This window comes from Protofrankia sp. Cas4 (assembly GCF_963555915.1).
Classification (GTDB): Bacteria; Actinomycetota; Actinomycetes; order Frankiales; family Frankiaceae; genus Protofrankia.
This window is the reverse complement of the sequence record NZ_CAUVXL010000150.1, coordinates 1-21,880: the sequence shown is the minus strand read 5'-3', so window position 1 is coordinate 21,880 and position 21,880 is coordinate 1. Positions and strand designations below refer to the sequence as shown.

The window sequence follows — 21,880 nt, the reverse complement described above, 5'->3', positions numbered from 1 at the left end:
CCCGATTGCGAGCAGATTTCCGAACGACGCTCTGTGATTCGTGTGGGCCGATGTTCGACTGTTGGTCACGGTAGGAATTCGGCGTGTTTGACTCCTGGCTACCTTCAGCATCCTGTCTCGCTGGTCATGGGGTAATCCTGTGGTTATAATCCTTTTTGAGCATCGGATCGCGCTGGGGCTGGGGGAGCCACTCGGAAGGGGGAGGATGGCGCTACGGCTTCTGGGCCCCCTTGACCTTGCTGTCGGCGGTCGTTCGCTGCACCTCGGAGGGCCGAGGCAACAGATCGTCCTTGCCATGCTTTCCTTGAACGTCAACAGTGTTACCTCCATCGACCAACTCATCGAGGCGGTCTGGCAGGAAGATCCGCCCCCTACGGCACGCGGGCAGATCCAGGTTTGCATCTCGGGGCTTCGTAAGCTGTTCGCCGAGGCAGGGTTCCCCGATGCGATCAGGACCCGCGTTCCGGGATACGTCCTCGAACTGGGGGCGAATGAGGTGGACAGCCTGCGGTTCACCGGTCAGCTTGCTGCCGCCAAGGAGCAAATCGATGCCGGGCGTACAGCGGATGCGGTGCGAACATTGCGTGCGGCGTTGGCACTGTGGAACGGTACGGCACTGGCCGGCGTGCAGAGCGAGCTCATCCGACGAGGCGCTACCGCATTGGATGAGAAGCGACTGGCAGCCATTGAGGATTGCGTGCGGCTGGAACTCAAACTCGGTTGGCACGAGGAGCTCATCGTCGAGTTGCAGGCGCTGGTCGGCGAGCACCCGCTCCGGGAACGGCTCCACGGGTTTCTCATGCTGGCGTTGTACCGCAGCGGACGGCAGGCCGAGGCGCTGGGGATCTTCAGGCAGGCACGCACAACCCTGATTGAGGAAGTGGGTATCGAGCCGGGGCAGGAGCTGCAAGATCTGGAGCTGGCCATCCTGAATCGGGATCCAAGGCTCGGTGTTCCCCAGGTCAACGTGGTTCCCCATGACGTCGGCCCGGCTGTTGCCTATCCGCCGCAGGCATACCACCGGCGAACGCTGCCGCGACAGCTTCCGGCTGGTATTTCTGATTTCACCGGACGGGTAGCCGAAATCGTCGAGATCAGAAAACTGCTCAGCAGGAACGACGGTGCGGCGTCGGCTGGGCACGCCATGCAGATCGTCGCCCTGTCCGGTAGGGGGGGAGTCGGTAAATCCACCCTCGCGATCCGGGTGGCCCATATACTCAACGACGACTTTGAGGACGGTGTTCTCTACGCGGAGCTGCAGAGTTCGACCAGTCCGGACCGCGCCGCGGTGCAACTGGCGCGCTTTCTGCGTGCGCTGGGAGTGTCGGGAGCGGCCATTCCGGACGATGTCGGTGAACGGGGCGAACTCTACCGCAGCTGCCTGGCCGCCAAGCGCGTACTCGTGGTGTTGGACGACGTGGTCAATGAGGAGCAGGTGCTGCCGCTGTTACCGGGTAGTCCAAGCTGTGCTGTGATCACCACCAGCAGGAACAGACTGACCGGCCTGCCTGGTGCGCACCATGTCGCCGTCGAAGCATTCGATGCCGCCGAATCCGTCGAGATGCTGACCAAGATTATCGGTACCGAACGCGTCCGAGCGGAGGAGACTGCCGCGACGGAGCTGGGTGAACTCTGTGACGGCCTGCCTCTCGCGTTGCGCATCGCGGCGGCCAAACTGGCGTCCCGCACACGGTGGCAGCTTGGTCGGCTGGTCCATCGTCTGCGGGACGAGGTGCGCCGATTGGACGAGCTGGAACACCGCGGCTGGGAGCTGCGATCCAGCATCGGCCTCACCTACGAGAATCTCGAAGAACCGGCGAAGCGCCTGTTTCGCCGGCTGGCGATGATTCAGGCACCCGACGTCCGTTCCTGGACCGCGGCGGCACTGCTCGACACGGATGTCGCGGTGGCCGAGGATGTGCTGGAAAGCCTGGTCGATGCGCATGTACTGGAAACCGTCGTGTATCCGGATGCCAGAGGGCTGCGTTACCGGTTCCATGATCTGATTCGGGTCTATGCGCGTGAACGGCTGATCGAGACCGAGGCACAGGACGAGCGGAATGCCGTTCTGGTCAGGGTTCTGGGGGCGTGGCTGGCCTTGGCCGAGGCTGCGCACCGCAAGGAGTACGGCGGCGACTACACCGTCATCCACGGGAACGCGCCGCGCTGGCGGCCGCCGGATGCGGATCCCGAGGAGGTGGTCGGCGATCCGATGGACTGGTGGGACAGCGAGCGGCCAGCTCTTGTAGCGGCCGTACGCCACGCGGCCGAGAGCGGTCTCGACGAACTGTGCTGGGACCTCGCACTTACCTGCACAACCCTGTTCGAGTCCAGGGGGTACTTCGACGACTGGCATGAGGTGGCGCAGACAGCCCATGACGCGGCTCACCGCGCCGGGAACCGAACCGGAGTCGCAGCGATGCTGTATTCGATAGGCACGCTGAACATGTTCCAGAGCAGGCTTGCGGAAGCGGACATGTGTTTCCGCGCGGCTATGGACCAATTTGACGCCGCAGGCAACGAACACGGCTTCGCGCTCGTACTGCGCAATTCCGCGCATGTGGACGGGATTCGGGGCGACAGCGACGCGATGGTTGCGAAATACGACCGGGCGCTCATGCTCCTGCGCCGTGTCGACGACCGCATCGGGGCCGCGCATGTCATGCGGAGTCAGGCCAAGCACTGGCTCAGCGTCGGGGATCTGGACCGGGCACAGCTGCTGTTGGAACAGGCTCTGGACACGTGTCGGCAGTTGGGATGCATCCGCGTCGAGGCGCAGGTGCTGCACAGTTTCGCCGATCTGCACGTGCTTGTCGGCGAACTTGAGATGGCACGGCAGGAGCTGCACCGGGTGCTGCGCATAGTCCGCGACGGTGGTGACCGGATCGGCGAGGCCCACGCGCTGTACGGGTTGGGCGTCGTGCGGTATCGGGAGGGCCGGCTGGACAGCGCGGCAACCACGATCGCACATGCACTAGAGCTCGCGTCCGGTGCGGGCGAGCGACTGATCGAGGCGAAGGCATGCCACACCCTGGGCGAGATCGAGATCGCCCAGGGTAACACCGAATCAGGACCGAATCACCTTGAGGGAGCCAAGCGCCTGTTCCAGGAGCTCGGTTCAGGGGTGTGGACCGCGAAATCGTTGGTGCTGCTGTCGGATTTTCATCGCAAAGACGGTGACCCCCTGCTGGCTCGTCAGGAGCTGAATGAAGCCCTGGAGATACTCACCGCCGACGGTTCAGCCGAGGCACGTCGCGTGCTCGTCGAACTCTCCAAACAGCACGGTTTGTGCGACCCGGTGAACCGTTCGGCCTCTCACCAGTGAGTGTCGTCAGTGCCGCTGACGCCCACTGGTGAGCCCGTCAGAAGCACTGATGCGATTCCGTCGACCAGGCCCGACGTCAGCCCGGATGCATTCGTCCCGTCCGTGAAGTCTGCGAACATCGTTTCCTCCTGATTGATCATCTTTCCGCCGACGAACATGTCGGCGACGGATGTCACGTTGCCTCGGGTCGACTTCGATTTGCCATCGACTGGCTTTCGATTGCCCGATAGCCGGTCAGAAGCAGGTGAGAAGTCATCGAGGTCATGGTGTCGACCAAAGGGACACACCTGGACCTGAGAGAGGGCCTTCGTTGAGCACGACGTTTCAGATCAGCCCTGAGGACGTGCACCGTGCCCTCGACGACCTGGATCCACTGGCGCTGGTCGTAGCTGAGCTGACCGGCAGGAAAAATCTTGAAGGGAGCCTCGTGGTGGGACCGGTGGCCGGAGCGGGTGTCGGTCTCTCCGAAAAGCACATCGCGGTCGAGGACCCGCGAGGGGCAGTCCGCTTTCTGCTGCCGTTACGAGCTCTGCAGGCGGTCCGCAGCGCCTGCCTGGCAGGCGCTGCCGCACGACTGTTCGTCCCACCGGGTGCGGCAACCGTGTCAGTGCTGGGTTCGGGGCTGTCGGCCGAGATGCTGCTGCGGATGGCGGCCCGGTACGTTGACGGGGTCAGTCACGTGGCTGTGTGCGCCGTCGGCGGATCCTCGGAGGAAATAGTCACCCACCGGGTCGTCGATGAGCTCGATCTGTCCGGCATCAGTTTCATCGTCACATCCGAGATTGCCGAGGCCGCCTTTGGGGCGAATTTTGTCGGTATCGCCGGAAAATCTGCCGTTGACCTGCACATCGGCCAGATCGCTAAGGGCGCGGTCCTGGTCAACTGCAGCGGCTGGGATCTGCCGATTGGTGTGGTCAACGGGGTGGCGACTGTCTATGTCGACAACCTGGGGATGATCGAGGAAAATCTCCACCGCCATTTTGTCAGGGCACACAGGTCGAGTGAAACAGGCACGGTCGCGAGGCGGCATCGGGAGTATCGTTCTCATCGCATCGCCGGCGATCTCAGAGGCCTGTTGAGCGGCGACCACGTCGCACGTTCCAAGCCACCCGAGGGAATCCTGCTGGTTGAGGTTCTCAGCGTGGGGTTGCTGAGCACATCCTTGGCGTGCCAGCTGACGTTGGCCGCCCACCGGCTCGGCCTGGGCAACGCGATCCCCTACTGAACCGTGACGAGGGAGGGAAAATGACCGACGCGCTGTACAGATGGCCGTGCCGGCCCCCACCGAATACCCGGGCCGACACGCGGACGGATCCCGTACCTCCGGTGTCGCCTGTCAGGGTGACCACTAAGTATGAGGTTCGCGGTGGCGCGGACCCACGAAGAAGGCCCACGACAACGGGCCGGACGGGGCTTTTGATGATGTTGTCCTCTTCTATTCCACGTTATGTCGTTTCCGGCGTATCGTCCGATGCCCATATGTGGAACCTGGTATTCCTTCAGCTCGTGTTGGAGGATCGCGGTGGAGAGGTGATCAATCTCGGAGCCTGTGCCCCCGACGAGATAATCATCGAGGAGTGCCGCAGATCGAGACCCGATGTGCTCGTGGTAAGTACGGTCAACGGACACGGGCATCTCGACGGCCTTCGGCTCATACGAAAGATACGCAGCGATCAAGAACTTTCCTCATTGCGTGTGGTGATCGGTGGAAAACTCGGCGTCCACGGTGCGGAGAACACCCGTTTTGATGCCGAGCTGGTGGCCAACGGTTTCGACGGCGTCTTCGAGGCCGACGCCGGTCTCACAGAATTCGAGAAATTTCTGTCGGTCCCCACAGCCCGGCCGAGGGCCGAGCTGGCGGGCGTCCGGGAAGGAGAAGCCTGATGCAGCCGAAGATGACACCGTCTGGTGATACTCCGTCTGGTGATACTCCGCCGTGGACGACAGTCCGCAGCGGTCGTTTCTCGCGTTTCGTTCAACAGGCGGCGAGTGACGGCCGGTTGATTGTCCAGCCACGCATGGGATTCGGTCCGGTGTCCAGGATGCGGGCCGGTCTGGAAGCTGTGCGGGCGGCTCGCTGTACAACTGTCGGCACTATCACGGTGGATAGCTACACTCGAGTAAACGATCACCAATCGGCCCGGCAGGCGTTGCACGCCGGAGACGATCTCAATGGCTTCCCACTGGTGACGCACGGCGCCGAGACCACTCGTCAGATGCTGTTCGGGCTGGCCGATGATGACTTCCCCGTCCAGGTCCGGCACGGCTCGGCGATCCCTGACGAACTGTTTGCGGCGTTGGTCGCAGCCGGGGCGGACGCCACCGAGGGCGGTCCGGTTTCGTACTGCCTGCCCTACAGCCGGGTACCGCTGCGTGAGGCGGTCGCATCCTGGGCGCGCTGCTGCGAGCTGCTGGCCGGGATGGACGAGCCAATGCATGTGGAGAGCTTTGGCGGATGCATGCTGGGGCAGCTGTGTCCGCCCGGCATGCTCGTTGCGTTGACCATCTTGGAGGGGCTTTTCTTCCGAGAACACGGCCTGCGTGACATCTCCCTCAGTTACGCCCAGCAGACCCATCCCGGCCAGGACCTGGAGGCGCTTGCCGCGCTGCGCTCGCTGGCCGGGGAATGGCTTGGCGACCTGAATTGGCATGTTGTTCTTTATACATATATGGGGGTTTTCCCGCGTACTCCCGTCGGGGCATTCAGGATTCTGGAGGAGAGCGCCCGGCTGGCAGTCCGCAGCGGCACCGAACGGCTGATCGTCAAAACTCAGGCGGAGGCGATGCGCATCCCGTCCATCGGGGAGAATGTCGCCGCGCTCGAGTTTGCCGCCGCCGTCGCGGAGGACGAAGCCTCTCGTGCCCCGGTCCCGCCGCCATCGGACACCGGGATCCTCGACGAAGCCCGACTACTGATCACTACGACCCTTCAGCTGGGCAGCGACGTGGGATCGGCGCTGCTGGAGGCCTTCGCCTCTGGCCATCTCGATGTGCCGTTTTGCCTGCACCGCGACAACGCCAACCGCGCCCGGGCCCGGATCGACCACCGCGGTCAGCTCGTCTGGTCCGACACCGGCGCCCTACCGCTGACTGGTACATATCAGGATGAATGCACGGCACAGCGCCTCACCGCCCGCGGACTGGTCGACATGCTCGGTTACAACGAGCGGCGTTTTGACCGCGAGCAACTCGTGGGTTCCCCGGTCAGGAGGTTGCTATGAGCATCGCCACGGCAGTCGTCCCGACGCTGGAGACGGTCCGCTCGGCGGGCACTTTACGCACCGTGGTCAGCCGTGGTATCCGCGGACTGTCCTTCCAGACAGCCGGCGGGCTCTGGAGCGGACTGGACGTCGACATCGCCCGGGCGGTCGCGGCGGCGACGATTGGGGACGCCATGGCGGTGACCTGGCTGCCGACCGATCCGGCCCGGCGGCTGGACCGGTTGATCGGTGACGACGCCGACCTGGTCACCAGTAATCTCTCGTGGACGCTTGGCCGGGAGGCCGGCGGATCGGTGCTGTTTCCCGGGGTGATCGCCTACGACGGCGAAGGCTTCCTGGTCCGCGCGGCCGACGGCTTTGACACACCCGAACAGCTCGCCGGGCGTCGGTTGGCCATCCAGGCGGGCACAACCAGCGCGGCCAACCTCAACGCCTGGTATGGCTCGCGCGGCCTATCGGTGCAGCCGGTGACGTACGCGACTCCGGCCGATGCCATTGCCGGGTACGTCCATGGCGAATGTGCTGCCTACGTGCTCGACCGGATGGCCCTGGCCGGTGAACGGGCCGCACTGCCCGACGCCGCCGCCCATCGCATTCTGACAGAGATGATCTCCCGGGAGCCCATGGCGATGGCCGTCCGCGACGACGACCCGGCATGGTTTCGGGTGTGCCGCTGGGTGCTGAACTTCCTGTTCGCCGCTGAGCACGCGGCGGCGCAGGCCTCCACGGTGGGGCGTGCAGCGGCGCTGGATGCCGTTGCCGGCACTGCCGGCGTCAACGGGCCGAACCTCGGCCTGGATGAAGCATGGGCCCGCCGGGTGTTGGCTGCAGTCGGCACCTATGGCGACATCTACGACCGCAATCTCGGGCCGTCGTCCGGGCTCGACATCCCCCGCGGCATGAATGAGCTGTGGACCCGCGGCGGCCTACACTACGCTCTCCCGCTGCACTGATCAGTAAAAAACCGCACATCGTATTTCTACAGCCGTGTCCGCACTGCCGCACCGCGCGTATGCGCGGCACCACTCATCGGCCGCAAGTTGTTCCGGCGATCCCCCCGGGACCCTGGGCACCGTCATGAAGGGAAACATCCGATATGAATACCTTGAAGCCGTCGGCCAGTCGGGAGAAGACGGGGGCCATCGAACTGACCCTGGCGATGATGCTCTCCGGAACGCTGGGCATCTTCGTCATCGAGTCCGGCGCATCCCCGTTTAACGTGGTCTTCTTTCGCTGCGTGTTCGGTGCCATCGCGCTGGGTCTTTACTGTTCGGTTCATGGATTGTTCAGAAATCACGGTTTCACTCTGAAGAAGCTGGCGCTGGCTGCCCTCGGCGGCGTCTTCATCGTGTTCAACTGGGCGTTGCTGTTCGAGGCGTACAAATCGACCTCGATCTCGGTGGCGACTGTCGTTTATCACACCCAGCCGTTCTATGTCGTACTCCTCGGTGCTCTGCTGTTTCGCGATAAGATCACGGCTGTCAAGTGCGGCTGGTTCGCTGTCGCCTTCAGCGGACTGATCCTGGTTGCCGACATCACTCCGGCGGACTTCACCAACGGTACTCACTACCTGACCGGAATCGGGCAGGCGCTACTGGCCGCCGTCTTCTACGCGTTCGCCACCATCATCGCCAAGCGGCTGTCCGGTGTGCGCCCGCAGCTGATCGCGCTGGTCCAGGTCATCGTCGGCATCCCGCTGCTGGCGCCCTTCACCAACTTCCACCAGATGTCGGGCATCGGCACAGGCTGGGCCTGGTTGGTCGGTATCGGCGTGATCCACACCTGTCTCATGTACATCCTGATGTACTCCTCGTTCCAGAAGCTTCCCACCAGCAAGATCGCGGTATTGGCCTTCGTCTACCCGGCCGTCGCGATGCTCGGCGACTGGGCGGTCTACGGGCACCACGTCAGCGCGCTGCAGGCACTGGGAATTCCCCTGATCATTGCCGCCAGCCTCGGCATCAACCTCGGCTGGAGGATCGGCCCACGTCGTGCCGCCGCCCAGCTCGTCGAGCTTCCTCTCGCCACTGCTTCCGCAGCCGCGCCGACCGCAACCGCTGGAGTGAATCGATGACTCTCGTGGCTGATTCCGCGGCTCCCCGGGTAGCGCTCGTCGGTGCCACCGGCGTCGTCGGCAGTACCCTGATCCAGTTGATCGAGGAGCGCGGCTTCCGCTACCGCGCTGTCCACCTGATCGCGTCCGGCCGCTCGGCAGGTCGCGAACTGGCCGTTGACGGCCGTGCCTACCAGGTCCAGGACTTGGCGAGCTTCGACTTCTCGCAGGTCGATGTGGCCTTCTTCTCAGCCGGTGGTTCGGTCAGTGAGACGTTCGTGCCCGCTGCGGTTGACAAGGGCGTGTTGGTGATTGACAACACCAGCGCCTTCCGGATGGACCCCCACACTCCGCTGATCGTCCCGCAGATCAACGCCCATGAACTGAGCCGCCGTCCTGACAGCGGCATCGTCGCCAACCCCAACTGCTCGACGATTCCGCTGGTTCGGCTGCTGGGAACGGTGCAGGAACGCTGGGGCATCCGCCAGGCGGTGGTGAGTACCTACCAGGCAGCCTCGGGTCGTGGGCACTCCGGAATCGCTGAACTCTACGCGGCCAGCCAGGCGACTCTGACGGATCGTCGCGATCTGGGGCCGGCGCAGGAGTTCACTCCCTCACTCGCCTTCAATGTCGTGCCATTCATCGACAGGCTGCTGGACTCCGGTTTTACGTTTGAGGAGCAGAAGATGCTCCAGGAGTGCCGCAAGATTCTCGGATTGCCGCATCTGGACGTCACCACCACCTGTGTCCGTGTACCAGTGGCCAACTGCCATTCCGAGGCTGCCTGGATCGAGTGCAACAACCCGGTTGATCGCACCGAGCTCGTCGAACGCCTCGCGGCGCTGCCTGAGGTGGCCGTGCATGACAAGGACATGATGGGCGCGTTCCCGACACCGCGCACCGCGACCACCCGTCCCGACCATGTTCACGTCGGCCGAATCCGGGTGGCTGAGCATAATCCACGGGGCTTCTGGCTGTGGATCGTGGCTGACAACGTCCGGATCGGCGCCGCCCTCAACGCCATCCAGATCGCCGAGGCAATGATTGAAAGGGGGACGTTGTGACCCGCCCCGCGGTCCTGAAATTCGGCGGATCCAGCTTCCGTACCGCCGAGGCATACCGACGTCTGGCCGAGACCCTCGCCGAACGCATTGAGGCCGACGGTAGACCGCTGGCCGTGGTGGTCAGTGCGATGCCCGGCGAGACCGAGAAGCTACGCGAGCTGTTGCGCGAGGTCAATCCTCACCCGGCTGACGCCTCTGTGGCGGGACTCCTCACCCTCGCTGACACGGTTGGTGCCCAGTTGCTGTCCGCGGCCCTGCACAGGATAGGATGCCGGTCCACAGTACTTGCGGGCCACCAGCTCGGCTTTACCACAGGTAGCAGCTTCATGTGGGCCCGGCTGGAAGATATCGACCCGATGCCGCTGACTCGGGCTCTGGTGGAGCACGAAACAGTGATAATCCCCGGCGGTCAAGCGGTGGACGCTGCCCACTGTCCCACCTGGCTGGGGAAAAACAGCTCGGATCTGTCTGCAGTCGCGGCCGCCGTCGCCGTCGGCGCGAACAGGTGCGAGATCTACTCTGACGTGGACGGCATCTACAGCGCCGATCCCAACCTCGTCGCCGGCGCCCGACTGCTGCCCAACGTTGCATACGGTGTCGCCCGATCGATGTCCCTGCACGGCGCCAAGGTGCTGCACCGCGGGGCGGTGCAGCTGGCCGAGCAGTACAACGTCACCATCCTCTGCCGGTCCAACGAGGCACCGTTCCCGATCGGCAGCACCATCAGCGAGGCCGGCGCGGCCGTCTCCGCGGTGATAGTCAACCTTCGGTCCACCGTGCTGCGCTACGCCAACCACACACAGGCCGACGAGACGCATCGCATCTTCAACGCCCAGGGTGTGGAAGCCATCCGGTTCGCCGACAGCCCCTGCATCGGGGTGATCGGCGGCTATCTCGACATCGATATGTTCCAGCGCCGGCATTCCCTGCCGCATGCACGTGTCGACGGTATACCTGTTGTCGAGCTGAGCGGCAGCAACAGTCAGATTCATGTGGCGCAGACAGCAGACGAGGCCGTGCGCCTTGCCCAGAAGTTGCACGAGAACCTCGCCACTTCGCCGGAGACTCCGCTCAGTTCCGGGTGAACCGCTGTAGCTGTCCCGAATCTCCCGATCTCTCGTGCAGCTGAGCCCTCAGGAGGAGAAGTTTCGCCATGACCATCATCAACGACGGCTTCGCTACCGCTCCCAGTCGCACGCTCTGCGAGGTCGTCCTGCCGGACGCCATCCGCGACATTATGGCACGAGAACTTGCCGCGCTTCCTGACCCGACCCGCAACATCGACCGGGCGATGGCTCGCTGTTACCAGATCTTTGCCGGTCTGCCGGTCGCACTCCTCCAGCAGCTGCTGGACTTCGGTCGGCATTCGGACACCTCAGGCGTGAGCGTCGTCCGCAATCTGCCGGTCGATGCGAACGTGCCGGCGACACCGACCGATGGCGGTCCGAGCCGTGAGAAGAGCAGCTTTGTCACCGAAGGGGTCCTGCTCGGGCTCAGCGGTCTGCTTGGTGAGCCGGTTGGTTTTCTCACCGAGAAGAACGGCCGTCTGATCCATGACGTGATCCCGGTCCGAACCGGGGCGGCCACCCAGACCAACCAGAGTTCGACCACCTTCCTCAACTTCCACAACGACATCGTCTACGACGCCATCGGCCGCTACGACCTCAGTAATCCGGACTTCCTGGTACTGATCTGCGTCCGCGCCGACCATCAGGGCATCGCACGTACGTATTACGCTGACGCCCGGGACGTCTCCCGGGCGCTGGACGCGACATCGCTGGAGATCCTACGCAGCCCGGTCTTCCGGCTCAACGCCCCCGGCAGCTACGTTCGCGACGTTGCCGGCGGCGTTGACACGCTTTCCGAGCCGGTTCCGATAATCAGTGGTCCGGATGCCGTTCCGGAAATCTCTGTATCGGCGAACGGCGTGCGCGGGATGACAAGCGCTGGGCAGGCAGCTCTCGATCGCCTGCAGGCGGCGTGCCGGGAGACGGCGCACGAGGTTTTCCTGCGACCGGGCCAAGCTTTATTGATCAATAATCGCAAGGGCCTGCACGCCCGATCGCAGTTCACACCCCGTTACGACGGCCAGGACCGGTGGCTTCAGCGTACTTACATCCGGCGCAGCCAGTGGAGTATCCGCTATCGGGCTACGCCCGGCAGCCGCCGGATTCACTTCTGATCCGAACCGCGAGAGTTCGTATCGGGTCTGAATCTCGCAGACCGTCGCGTGGACCCGGCGGGTCATGCGGGGTTCGCCGACATGGCCGACTCGGTCTCGACCTCCGCGCAGACGAGATCCTCGTAGGTTTCACGTCGCCGGATCAGCCGGACGCCTCCACCGTCGACCAGCACTTCCGCCGGGCGGGGAAGGCTGTTGTAGTGGCTTGCCATCGTCATGCCGTAAGCGCCGGCGGTGAACACGGCGAGAACATCCCCGGCCGCCAGCGGTGGAAGGAGCCGGTCTTTGGCAAGGTAGTCACTGGACTCACACAGCGGACCCGCGACGTCATATCGCCGGAGGCCCGGTTGGTCATGGTAGGTGGTACGGCTCACCGGGCACAGGCCGTCTCGCGGACGGACCGGCCACATGAAATGAAACGTGTCGTAGAAGGCGGTCCGGATCAAGTGACTCATTCCGGCATCGGCAATCGCGACGTTCTGGACGCCGGAAGTCTTCAGGTAGCGCACCCGGGTCAGCAACACACCGGCGTTGGCGGCGATCGAGCGACCCGGTTCCAGCACCACCCTGCCGCCGGCGGCCACGAAGGAGCGTAGTTTCGGTGTGATCACGGCGGCGAAGTCCGACCAATCCGGGACGCCGGATCCATCATAGTCCGCAGGGAAACCGCCACCGATGTTTATCGCCGGAACCGGGGCACCATCGGCCATCAGCTTCTCGGCGACAGCCAGCACCTTGTCCACGGCCTCCCCGTAGGCCTCCGGGTGAAAGATCGGAGATCCGAGATGGAAATGCAGGCCTTCCGGCCGCAGCCATTCATGAGCTACAGCAAGCAGGTACACGTCGCGCACCTGCTCAAGATCAATTCCGAACTTGCCGCCGCGACGTCCGGTCGTCGTCTTGGCCGGGGTGCGCGAACCCACTGCGACGTCCGGATTGACCCGTACCGCGGCTCCCGCCTGGATCTGGCATTCGGCGGCCGCCCGGCCAAGTGCCCTCATCTCGCCGTCGGACTCCACGTTCACGCAGCGGATGCCAGACCGCACCGCGTAGCGCAGTTCGTCGTCGGACTTGCCCACGCCAGCAAAGACGATGCGGTCGGCGGGCACCTGGGCCAGCAGTGCCCGGTAGAGTTCGCCGCCGCTCACCACATCTACACCCGCTCCTGCCTGCGCCAGATCCCGCAGGAGGTGGACGTTGCTCAACGCCTTGACCGAAAAACAGATCAGCGGCGCGAGTTCAGCGAAGGCGTCGGCCACCTGCCGCAGGTGCGTGACAAGAGTGCCGTGGGAGTAGACGTAGACCGGGGTACCGAAACGGGCTGCGACGTCCTCCACGGCGACGTCCTCCACGTACAGCACGCCGTCGCGATACGTGAAGCGATCCATGAAGCCTCCCGAATGATGAGCCACGCAGCACGACGATCAGCGGACGTTCCTGTTCGTCGGCGGAGAGCAGGTGGAAGTGCCCGGGCGAGGTGGTCGGGTCCACTGTTCGACCCACCGGCGACCAGGGGTGCAGGTCCAGCGCCGACCGGCACAGGATACCGGGCAACCCGCGGACCTCGGTGCGGCGGGCCGCAGCCCGAGCCTTACGCGTTCGGCAGACGACTTTCGAAACACGCCCCAGGGGTGATTTGGTATGGGTAGACCTGAGAGACCGTTGGACGCGACCAGCGGTCCGATCGCCGCGTTCGCTCATGATCTGCGTGCGCTGCGGAATCGGGCAGGCAATCCAAGCTACCGGGAGCTCGCACGCACTGCGTTGTTCGCGCCGTCAGTACTGTCCAGCGCAGCCAGTGGTTATCGGCTGCCCACACTTGCGGTGACGCTGGCGTTCGTGTCCGCATGCGGTGGAAATCGCGAGGCCTGGGAACGGCGCTGGCGAAGCATCGCCGGGCAAGCCGCCATGGCGTCCGGACCCCAGGACGGCCGGGTGCCGGCTGTTTCGTCGGCTGACAGCCCCCTGCACCTGACCGGGGTGCAGGGGGCCACGGATGCGGTGACCCGGCTCGCCCGTCCCGCTCAACTGCCAATGGCCTTGAGCACCTTTGTCGGCCGCGCGCAGGCATTGGCCGACGCGTCCCGGCTGATCGGCCTTGCCGGACAGGTCAGGGTACCTCTGCTGGTCAGCGGGCCGATCGGGAGCGGCAAGATGGCGTTCGCGCTCCGACTGGCCCACACGGTGTCCGCCGGGTTCCCGGACGGCCAGCTCTACGCTGATCTCGACAGCCGCGACGGTGGCGAGCAGTCCGCAGGCAGCGTCGACAATATCGTGCGCGGTTTTCTGCATGCTCTGGGAGTGCCCGTTCATCTCGTGCCGGGCAACCCGATGCAGCAGCTCGGTCTGTATCGATCGCTGCTCGCCCAGCACAGGCTGTTCGTCCTACTGGCGAACGTCCGGGACGAGCACCAGGTCCGGCCGCTGCTGGGACAGGCCGCGCACAGCCAGGTCGTGGTGACCAGCAGGGCGCGACTGCTCGGGCTGGACGACATGCACCGGATCGATTTGGATACGTTCACCCGGACGGAATCGGTGACATTGATCGGCCGGCTTGCCGGCGCGGCACGGGTGCGGACGGAGTATGACGCCACCGATGCCATCGCTGAGCTGTGCGGGGATCTGCCGCTCGCCGTCAACATCATCGGTAGGAGGATCGCAGCTCGGCCGGAGTGGACCATCGCCTACACCGCCAGCCAACTCGCCGACCGCGACGTCGCGCTGGACAGGCTCAGCATCGGCGACGTGAACGTGCGGGACCGGTTCGCCTCGGCGTACCAGCTGCTGTCGCCGGCAGGGCGGGCGGTGGTCCATCACCTCGGTCTGCATGAGGCCGGATGGACGACGGCGATCGGCGTCGCCGCTGGCACGGGCATACCGATCGAGTCGGCGGACGAACTGCTGGAGTCGATGGTGAACGTCGGCTTGTTGCGGCGGGCCAATGTCGCCGGGCGCTACCGCGTACCGAGGTTGGTCAGCGTGTTCGCCATGGATGTGCAACGGGACGCAGAGCGGCCCGCGCCGGTCATCGCGTCCAACATTGATTGTTCGAGTCCAGCTATTCTTCCGGTCAACGTCACGCGCGGCTTGACTGATTCACGAATCAGTCAAGCCGTTATCTGCGCATAACGGTCCGGCAGGAAACGCAGACCGGTCTCACCGGGGACGGCGGACGGCGACCAGCGGGTGCCGGCATATGCGTTCACCAGGTATCGGAAAGACGCCCGACGGCGACGTGGAGGACAGCGTGCGACGTACAGCAACCCGACGACATTATCTCATGGTCAGACCGACGTATTTCGACGTCGAGTACTCGATCAATCCATGGATGGATCCCCGGAAACCAACCTTCACCGAGGTCGCCGTCGCCCAGTGGGAGTGGCTGCGTGATCTCTACCTCGACCTGGGCCACCGGGTGGAACAGCTCGAACCACGACCCGGCCTGCCGGACATGGTCTTCGCGGCCAACGGGGCGACCGTCGTGAACGGCCAGGTGCTCGTCGCGCGCTTTCGCCACACCTACCGCTGCCCGGAGTCCGCCGCCTACCTGCGCTGGTTCCGGGAAAACGGGTATCATGATGTCCGGCAGGCGCAGTGGATCAATGAGGGCGAGGGCGACTACCTGGTTGCCGGATCGCGGATTCTGGCCGGCTCGGGTTTCCGGACCAACGCGGTGTCCCATACCGAGACCCAGGAGTTCTTCGGTGTGCCGGTGGTCGGGCTGACGCTGGTGGATCCGTGCTATTACCACCTGGACACGGCGCTCGCCGTACTGGACGACGACACGGTCATGTACTACCCGAGGGCGTTCTGCGCAGACAGCCGCCGGCTGCTCGAAGAGCTCTACCCGGACGCCATCACGGCATCCGACGGTGACGCCACGGCGTTCGGCCTCAACGCCGTCTCCGACGGACAGCACGTGGTGCTGCCCCAGGCCGCCACCGGGCTGATCGCCCAGTTGCGCGAGCACGGCTTCGAGCCGATCGGGGTGGACCTGTCCGAACTGCTCAAGGCCGGCGGCAGCGTCAAGTGCGCCACGTTGGAGCTGCGCGCCGGATCGGCCGGATCGACGGGATAGGCCGGATAAGAGGAGCAGTGCGGCTTCCGCCCGTGGCCGCGCGAGTACGCTGTGAGCTCAGCCGGCGGGACGTCGTGATGTGACTGAAATGTGACTGAAAGGGGAGGCAGCATGGTGGAGAAAATCCAACAGGGCAGGGCGCAGTCGTTGCGAGCGCTGCACGACAGCGGGGTGCTGATACTGCCGAACGCGTGGGATGCCGCCAGTGCCGCGCTGATCGCGCAGGCAGGCGCGCAGGCGATAGCCACGACGAGCGCGGGCATCGCCTGGTCGGTTGGCCGGCCCGACGGGCACGGCCTGACCCGGGCCGAAATGATCGAGCAGGTTCGGCGGATCGTCGCCGCGGTGGACATCCCGGTCACCGCCGACGTGGAAGGGGGATATGGCCTCGGCCCCGACGATGTCGAGGCGACAGTGGGAGCGGTCGTCGGTGCCGGTGCGGTCGGGGTGAACATCGAGGATTCGCAGGCTCCCGGTGGTCCGCTGTTCGACGCTGCCGCACAGGCCGAGCGACTGCGGGCCGGCCGGGCCGCAGCGGCGCGGTCGGGACTACCGGAGTTGTTGATCAATGCGCGGACCGACGTCTTTCTGTTCAACGTCGGTGCGCCTGAGGGGCGGTTGGCCGACGTGCTTGCCCGGTCGTCGGTTTACGCCGAGGCAGGTGCGGACTGCCTCTTCGTGCCGGGCCTGATCGACCTTGATGTCGTGGCCTCGCTGGTGAAGGCGTCACCGTTGCCGATTAACGTGATGGTCGGGCCGGGCGCGCCGACCATCGCCGAGTTCGAGTCGGCGGGCGTGCGCCGAGTGAGCGTCGGCACCGGCATCAGCCAGGCGGCCTACTCCGTCGCTCAGCGTGCGGCCAGCGAGCTGCTCACCAAGGGCACCTACACCGAACTCGACGGATCCCTCGACTTCGGCGGCATCAACGGTATGTTCAGCCGATAATCGACTTGGCCGGGGATTGATTGTTCATTTCGGTCAACACTGCCGGTCAACGAGCGCTTCTGTTGAAATCGAGTCATGGCGCAGAAGAGCAGAGCGAAGAATTCGACAGAAGCGGATACTCCAGCGGGAGTTTTCGCGACCATCCGTGCAACACCGCCATCGGTCAGGTACTTGCTGGGCGGCGTACTGATCAATCAGTTGGGCGCATTTGTACAGACATTTTTGGTGCTGTATCTGGCAGTTCGCGGATTCTCCATCGAGCAGGCCGGCATCGCGCTGACGGCATACAGCGTGGGCGCGGTGTGCGGCACGCTACTGGGTGGCGAGCTGACCCACCGGATCGGTCCGCGGGCGACCATCGCCGGCTCGATGCTGACCTCATCCATGATCGTAGGACTCATTCCGTGGCTGAGCAGTCCGGCGCGCTTCGGTCTCCTGGTCGCCGCCGTCGCCCTGGCCGGCCTGGTCACCCAGTCCTACCGGCCCGCGGCTGCGGTGCTGCTCAGTGAGCTCATGCCCGAAGAGCACCGCGTCATGGCGTTCTCGATGATGCGGACGGCGCTGAACATCGGCGCCGCACTGGGTCCGCTGATCGCAGCCGGGCTGATCCTGCTCAACTGGGATCTGCTCTTCTGGCTCGATGCGGGTACCGCGTTCGCGTACGCGGTACTCGCACGCACCTTCCTGCCGGATATGCCGGCCGCGGCGGCGCAGGAGAAGCCGACCGAAGACAAGCGGTCCGCGTACGGTGTGCTGTTGCGTGACCGCAACTACCTGCTTTTCCTGGCCTCGGTACTGCTCGGTTCCATGATTTATGTGCAGTACATGGTCGCACTGCCGCTCAAGATCACCGCCGATGGGCATTCGGCCGCACTGTACAGCGTGGTGCTCGCCACGTCTTCGCTCACCGTGGTCCTGTGTGAGCTGAAGATCACATTCTATGTCAAGAACTGGCGGCCGAACCTCGTGGGTGCCTTTGGTACCGCGCTGATGGGCGTCGGTCTCGCCGCGTACGGACTCGCTACCCGCTCGGTCGTTCTGATCATTCTCAGCACCGTGGTGTTCGTCTTCGGTGTGATGATCAATGGGCCGACGATGTTCGCACACCCGGCTACGTTCCCGGCGACGGTGAAGGCTCGGTACATCGGCGCGCACTACGCGACATTCGGACTCGGTCTGGCACTCGGGCCGACTCTCGGCGTGCTTGCCTGGCAGAGTCTGGCCAACGGTGTCTGGCCGGTGTGCGGTGGTATCGGCGTGATCGCCGCGTTGTGCGCGTTGGTGGGCATGCGGGAGAACGAGCGGCATGCACATCCCCGTCCGGCCCAGCCGGAAACGCTGCGGCGAAGCGACGAGACCGTTGACTACGCCACGATCGACGAGGTGCCGTCGGCAGCCCGTGGCTAGGATTTTCTGAATGAATAGCATGCCGAATAACGCCGCCCGTCACGGGCGGCGTTATTCGTGTCCGACCAGGTTCGTGAATTTGGTTGTCTCCGGCGATCAATCCTGTCGAACAATGATTGGGTCGGCTTGAATTGTGAGGTACCGGCGAACTGAGTTCGGCCGGCGCAGCAGAATAGGACTGCGACGATCGGAGTGGGATTTTGATAGACCAAGAGGTCGACGTACTGGCGATCGGAGCCGGACCGGCAAACCTGGCGTTGGCGATCGGCATCGAGGAGTCCGGTGTACGGGAGCTGGCCGAGAACACCCTGTTGCTGGAGCAGTATCCCGACGTCAAATGGCAGCGGAACCTGCTGCTGCCGTGGGCGCGCAGTCAGGTGTCATTCCTGAAGGATCTGGTGACTCTGCGAAACCCCAGGAGTCGGTTCACCTTCCTGAGTTTTCTGCACGAGCAGGGCCGTCTGGACGAGTTCGTGAACCTGGGCACGTTCAACCCGTTCCGCTGGGAACTGTCCGGCTATCAGCAATGGGTCGCGGACTCCCTGGAGCATGTCCGCGTCCGCTACGGCGCCCGCGCCGAGCGGGTCGAACCCAGGCGGGGCGGCGACGGCACGGTCCTCGGGTGGACGGTCACCCTCGCCGGCGGCGGCACCGTCCGTTGCCGCGACCTGGTCATCGGCACCGGCCGCGACCCGTACGTCCCCGACGTCTTCCGCGAGCTGCCTGCCGACCGGGTGATCCACAGTACCGGGTACTCCACGCGGATCGCGCAACTGCCGACTGATCGTCCGCTGCGGGCCGTGGTGGTTGGCGGTGCACAGAGCGCGGCGGAGATGTTCATGGCGTTGCACCAGGACCTTCCGCTGAGCCAGCCGACCCTCCTGGTGCGCTCGGTCGGCCTGCAGAATTACCAGACCAGCAAGTTCGTCAACGAGCTGTTCTTCCCCTCCTTCGTGGACGAGTTCTTCGACAGCGGCCGTGAGACCCGCGCGGAGATCCTCGACGAAATGCATCTGACCAACTACGCCGGGTTGGCTGCGCCCTTCGTCGACGAGCTGTACTCGATGCTCTACCAGCAGAAGATGCTGGGCCGCCGGCGATCCGTCGTGCGAGCCATGATCGAGGTCGTCGGCGCCCGCGTCGACGGCGACGAGGTGGCCCTGGACCTGCGGGACCGTAGGAGCGGCAAGATCGAGTCGCTGCGCGCTGACCTGGTGCTGCTCGGGACCGGATACGAACCGGAAATGCCCGCGCTGGTGCGGGATCTCGCACAGCGGCTGGGGCTGGATGACATCGCGGTCAGCAGGCGCTACCGCGTCGACCTGGACGATTCGGCGTGGGGCGCGGTGTACCTGCAGGGCGTCAACGAACAGACCCATGGCATTTCGGACTCGTTGATCAGCGTGCTCGCCCACCGCTCCCAGGACATCATCGCCGACCTGCTCGACCGGCGCGCGGCGCCGGTGGCGTGGAGCGCGTGATGGAGATCCGCAGGTTGGACCGAGCGAATCTGACCCGTGCCTACGGTCTGGACTCGGCACGGCTGTTGCCCTGGCCTGTGCTGAACGCGCCGTTCGAAGGCGCCTGGTGCGTGCTGCGGCCAGGCGACGTGTCGACCGCGCACACCCACCACGAGCACGAAATCTTCATCGCCATGAGGGGTCGCTCGACCCTGGTGGTCGACGACGAGCGGCATGAGTTCACCGAAGGCGACATCGCGCATCTGCCCCCCGAATGCATCCATCAGGTGGTCAATGACGATGCCGAGGACTTCGAGTACTACGGCATCTGGTGGGACAGCGCCATGTCGGTGAAGTTCATCGGGTCGCTCGAGGGCCAAAGGCGATGCGATCGTGGTTCTATCGCATCGCCGGAGGCCGAACTCTCCGGGTCGCTTGAGGGGCAAGTACCGTGACCGGGCGGGTGGTGGTGATCTCGCCCGCGCCCACCGCAAACGGCGACCTGCATCTGGGTCACCTGGCAGGTCCGTTCCTGGCGGCCGATGTGTACACCCGGTACAGCCGCGCGGTAGGCCGCGAGGCGCTGCTGGGCACCGGCGTCCAGGACACCCCGACCTACGTGGTGACCACGGCCCACCGACTGGGCACGACACCGGCGGAGCTGGTGGCCCGCTCGACGCGGGACGTGCGGGCGACCCTGGCGGCCATGGGCATCGCGATCGACGGGTTCACCGGGGTCGAGGAACGGTTCATCAAGGTGGTCCGGGGCTTCATGGAGCGGCTGCACGCCGCCGGTAAGTTCCGACTCGAGACGATGATGTTCCCGTACTCGCCGCGCACCGGACAGTACCTGGTGGACGGGTACGTGCGTGGCGGTTGCCCGATCTGTCTGGCCGACGGATGCGCCGGGCTCTGCGAGAGTTGTGCCCATCCGATCGCCGCGGGCGACCTCATCAACCCGCGATCAACCATGTACCCCGACGATCCGGTGCAGTTGCGTGCGGCGCAGGTCCTGGTGCTGCCCATGGAGGAGTACCGGGGTAAAATACGCGACCACTTCGCCGACCACTGCTCGATGATGCGTCCGCACATGGCGCAGGCGGTCGCGGACATGGTGTCCCGGCCGTTGCCGGACTTTCCGGTCACCTATCCGATCTCCTGGGGTATCCCCGCGCCCTTTCCCGAGGTCGCCGGGCAGGTGATCAACCCGAATGCCGAGCCGATGGCCTGGAGCATGTACTGCTCCGCACTGTCCGCCGAGCGCCGAGGCGCGGTGCTGGCCGGCGACGACGAACTGTGGCTGACCGGGGCCGGCTCGTCGGTGGTCTATTTCCTCGGCTTCGACAACATCTACCCGTTCGCGATCGCCGGGACCGCGATGCTGCTGGCGCACGACGGTCGCTACGACCTGCCGGCACGTTTCCTCACCAACGAGTTCTACGAGTTGGACAATGCAAAGTTCTCCACCAGCCGCGGTCATGCGGTGTGGGGCCGGGAGCTGGCGGCCGAGGTGCCCCGGGACCTGATCCGGTTCCATCTGGCCGCGACCAGCCCGGAATTCCAACGCACCGATTTCAGCCGCGAGGCGTTGGTCCGGGTCACCCGGTCGCGTCTTGTCGAGCCGTGGAACCGGGTGGCGGCCAGGGTGGACGAGTGGGTCGACCGGGGGCCGCTGGCGGTGTCGCAGCGGTCCAGGGCATCGGCCGCCCGCATCATCGAACGCGTCACCGGCTCCTACGAGCTTTCCCGGTTCAGCCTCAACCGGGCGGCCGAGACGCTCGCCGAACAGCTGTCCCGGTTGGACCGGTGGGCGCCGGGCCCGGCGGACAGCGGTGATTTCTGCCACGAGGTTGACATGCTCCTGCGCTGTGCGGCGCCCATCCTGATCGACCTGGCCCGGCAGGCGTTACCCGACACCTTGATCCCAATCGCCGGCCCGACGGCCACCGAGATCGCGCCCAGGCGCATGCCCCGGCTGCGCGAACGGGCGCAGTGAGATGCCAGCCGATGCCCGGCACGTCCTCATCGTCGGAGCGGGTGTCACCGGCCTGCTGACCGCGATCCGGTGTGCACTGGCAGGCCATCGGGTGACCGTGCTGGATCGGGGTGCCGTCCCCAATCCGATGTCCAGTTCGTTCGATCAGC

Annotated in this window: 18 protein-coding genes and 1 pseudogene; 17 read left to right on the top strand and 2 right to left on the bottom strand. The window is 65.0% G+C overall.

Annotation, left to right across the window (positions count from 1 at the left end; translation table 11 throughout):
* Positions 1–205: 205 nt before the first annotated feature.
* The gene (locus tag U9979_RS13855) at positions 206–3,325 is read left to right on the top strand and encodes a BTAD domain-containing putative transcriptional regulator (protein ID WP_322779690.1); all 3,120 of its coding nucleotides are present in this window, start codon (positions 206–208) and stop codon (positions 3,323–3,325) included.
* Here U9979_RS13855 and U9979_RS13850 read toward each other — a convergent pair.
* Positions 3,316–3,501 (bottom strand): hypothetical protein, encoded by a 186-nt coding sequence (locus U9979_RS13850; protein ID WP_322779689.1) that lies wholly within the window; start codon positions 3,499–3,501, stop codon positions 3,316–3,318. The two genes, U9979_RS13855 and U9979_RS13850, sit on opposite strands and share 10 nt — an antisense overlap.
* A 134-nt stretch (positions 3,502–3,635) precedes the next feature.
* Here U9979_RS13850 and U9979_RS13845 point away from each other — a divergent pair, with 134 nt between their 5' ends.
* From U9979_RS13845 to U9979_RS13810, 8 genes are all read left to right on the top strand, one after another.
* On the top strand, positions 3,636–4,550 hold the full coding sequence (locus tag U9979_RS13845) for a hypothetical protein (protein WP_322779688.1): 915 nt from the start codon (positions 3,636–3,638) through the stop codon (positions 4,548–4,550).
* 20 nt (positions 4,551–4,570) lie between these two features.
* Positions 4,571–5,209, top strand: a complete 639-nt coding sequence (locus U9979_RS13840) for a cobalamin B12-binding domain-containing protein (RefSeq protein ID WP_322779687.1) — start codon at positions 4,571–4,573, stop codon at positions 5,207–5,209.
* Positions 5,210–5,220: 11 nt separating this feature from the next.
* A complete protein-coding gene (locus tag U9979_RS13835; RefSeq protein WP_416220165.1) occupies positions 5,221–6,546 on the top strand; it encodes a methylaspartate mutase in 1,326 nt (441 codons plus the stop codon).
* Complete coding sequence (locus tag U9979_RS13830) at positions 6,543–7,499, top strand: transporter substrate-binding domain-containing protein (RefSeq protein WP_322779685.1); 957 nt, start codon at positions 6,543–6,545, stop codon at positions 7,497–7,499. The genes U9979_RS13835 and U9979_RS13830 overlap by 4 nt, the downstream gene beginning before the upstream one ends.
* Before the next feature lie 143 nt (positions 7,500–7,642).
* Complete coding sequence (locus tag U9979_RS13825; protein WP_322750111.1) at positions 7,643–8,620, top strand: DMT family transporter; 978 nt, start codon at positions 7,643–7,645, stop codon at positions 8,618–8,620.
* Positions 8,617–9,663: an aspartate-semialdehyde dehydrogenase gene (locus tag U9979_RS13820; RefSeq protein ID WP_322767794.1), complete on the top strand. Its 1,047-nt coding sequence runs from the start codon at positions 8,617–8,619 to the stop codon at positions 9,661–9,663. Before U9979_RS13825 ends, U9979_RS13820 begins: the two co-directional genes overlap by 4 nt.
* A complete protein-coding gene (locus U9979_RS13815) occupies positions 9,660–10,748 on the top strand; it encodes a hypothetical protein (protein WP_322779684.1) in 1,089 nt (362 codons plus the stop codon). Before U9979_RS13820 ends, U9979_RS13815 begins: the two co-directional genes overlap by 4 nt.
* Before the next feature lie 68 nt (positions 10,749–10,816).
* Entirely contained in the window at positions 10,817–11,845 is a 1,029-nt protein-coding gene (locus tag U9979_RS13810; protein ID WP_322750113.1) for a TauD/TfdA family dioxygenase, read from the top strand.
* Between the two features lie 62 nt (positions 11,846–11,907).
* Here U9979_RS13810 and lysA read toward each other — a convergent pair whose 3' ends face one another.
* Complete coding sequence (lysA, locus tag U9979_RS13805) at positions 11,908–13,233, bottom strand: diaminopimelate decarboxylase (protein ID WP_322779683.1); 1,326 nt, start codon at positions 13,231–13,233, stop codon at positions 11,908–11,910.
* 253 nt (positions 13,234–13,486) lie between these two features.
* Here lysA and U9979_RS13800 point away from each other — a divergent pair, with 253 nt between their 5' ends.
* The 8 genes and pseudogenes from U9979_RS13800 to U9979_RS13765 all read left to right on the top strand — a co-directional run.
* Positions 13,487–14,974 (top strand): hypothetical protein, encoded by a 1,488-nt coding sequence (locus tag U9979_RS13800; RefSeq protein WP_322779682.1) that lies wholly within the window; start codon positions 13,487–13,489, stop codon positions 14,972–14,974.
* Between the two features lie 118 nt (positions 14,975–15,092).
* Positions 15,093–15,923, top strand: a complete 831-nt coding sequence (ddaH, locus tag U9979_RS13795; protein WP_416220156.1) for a dimethylargininase — start codon at positions 15,093–15,095, stop codon at positions 15,921–15,923.
* Positions 15,924–16,034: 111 nt separating this feature from the next.
* Positions 16,035–16,868 carry an isocitrate lyase/phosphoenolpyruvate mutase family protein gene (locus U9979_RS13790; protein ID WP_322779680.1) on the top strand — a complete coding sequence of 278 codons (834 nt, stop codon included), beginning with the start codon at positions 16,035–16,037 and terminating at the stop codon, positions 16,866–16,868.
* Positions 16,869–16,943: 75 nt separating this feature from the next.
* On the top strand, positions 16,944–18,275 hold the full coding sequence (locus U9979_RS13785; RefSeq protein WP_322779679.1) for an MFS transporter: 1,332 nt from the start codon (positions 16,944–16,946) through the stop codon (positions 18,273–18,275).
* Positions 18,276–18,475: 200 nt separating this feature from the next.
* Positions 18,476–19,756 (top strand): lysine N(6)-hydroxylase/L-ornithine N(5)-oxygenase family protein, encoded by a 1,281-nt coding sequence (locus U9979_RS13780; protein WP_322779678.1) that lies wholly within the window; start codon positions 18,476–18,478, stop codon positions 19,754–19,756.
* A pseudogene (locus U9979_RS13775) lies at positions 19,756–20,097 on the top strand (cupin domain-containing protein); the annotation flags it as partial. The gene U9979_RS13780 and the pseudogene U9979_RS13775, both read left to right, overlap by 1 nt.
* 89 nt (positions 20,098–20,186) lie before the next feature.
* On the top strand, positions 20,187–21,731 hold the full coding sequence (locus U9979_RS13770) for a class I tRNA ligase family protein (protein WP_322779676.1): 1,545 nt from the start codon (positions 20,187–20,189) through the stop codon (positions 21,729–21,731).
* Position 21,732: 1 nt separating this feature from the next.
* On the top strand, positions 21,733–21,880 hold a 148-nt coding region (locus U9979_RS13765; RefSeq protein ID WP_322779694.1), incomplete at its 3' end, for an FAD-dependent oxidoreductase.

Excerpts from the sequence above, each read along its gene's own strand:
- U9979_RS13835 (WP_416220165.1), top strand. The coding sequence starts at position 5,221 with ATGACACCGTCTGGTGATACTCCGTCTGGTGATACTCCGCCGTGGACG.
- U9979_RS13785 (WP_322779679.1), top strand. The coding sequence starts at position 16,944 with ATGGCGCAGAAGAGCAGAGCGAAGAATTCGACAGAAGCGGATACTCCA.
- U9979_RS13800 (WP_322779682.1), top strand. The coding sequence starts at position 13,487 with ATGGGTAGACCTGAGAGACCGTTGGACGCGACCAGCGGTCCGATCGCC.
- U9979_RS13830 (WP_322779685.1), top strand. The coding sequence starts at position 6,543 with ATGAGCATCGCCACGGCAGTCGTCCCGACGCTGGAGACGGTCCGCTCG.
- U9979_RS13840 (WP_322779687.1), top strand. The coding sequence starts at position 4,571 with ATGACCGACGCGCTGTACAGATGGCCGTGCCGGCCCCCACCGAATACC.
- U9979_RS13790 (WP_322779680.1), top strand. The coding sequence starts at position 16,035 with ATGGTGGAGAAAATCCAACAGGGCAGGGCGCAGTCGTTGCGAGCGCTG.
- lysA (WP_322779683.1), bottom strand. The coding sequence starts at position 13,233 with ATGGATCGCTTCACGTATCGCGACGGCGTGCTGTACGTGGAGGACGTC.
- U9979_RS13810 (WP_322750113.1), top strand. The coding sequence starts at position 10,817 with ATGACCATCATCAACGACGGCTTCGCTACCGCTCCCAGTCGCACGCTC.
- U9979_RS13825 (WP_322750111.1), top strand. The coding sequence starts at position 7,643 with ATGAATACCTTGAAGCCGTCGGCCAGTCGGGAGAAGACGGGGGCCATC.
- U9979_RS13820 (WP_322767794.1), top strand. The coding sequence starts at position 8,617 with ATGACTCTCGTGGCTGATTCCGCGGCTCCCCGGGTAGCGCTCGTCGGT.
- U9979_RS13855 (WP_322779690.1), top strand. The coding sequence starts at position 206 with ATGGCGCTACGGCTTCTGGGCCCCCTTGACCTTGCTGTCGGCGGTCGT.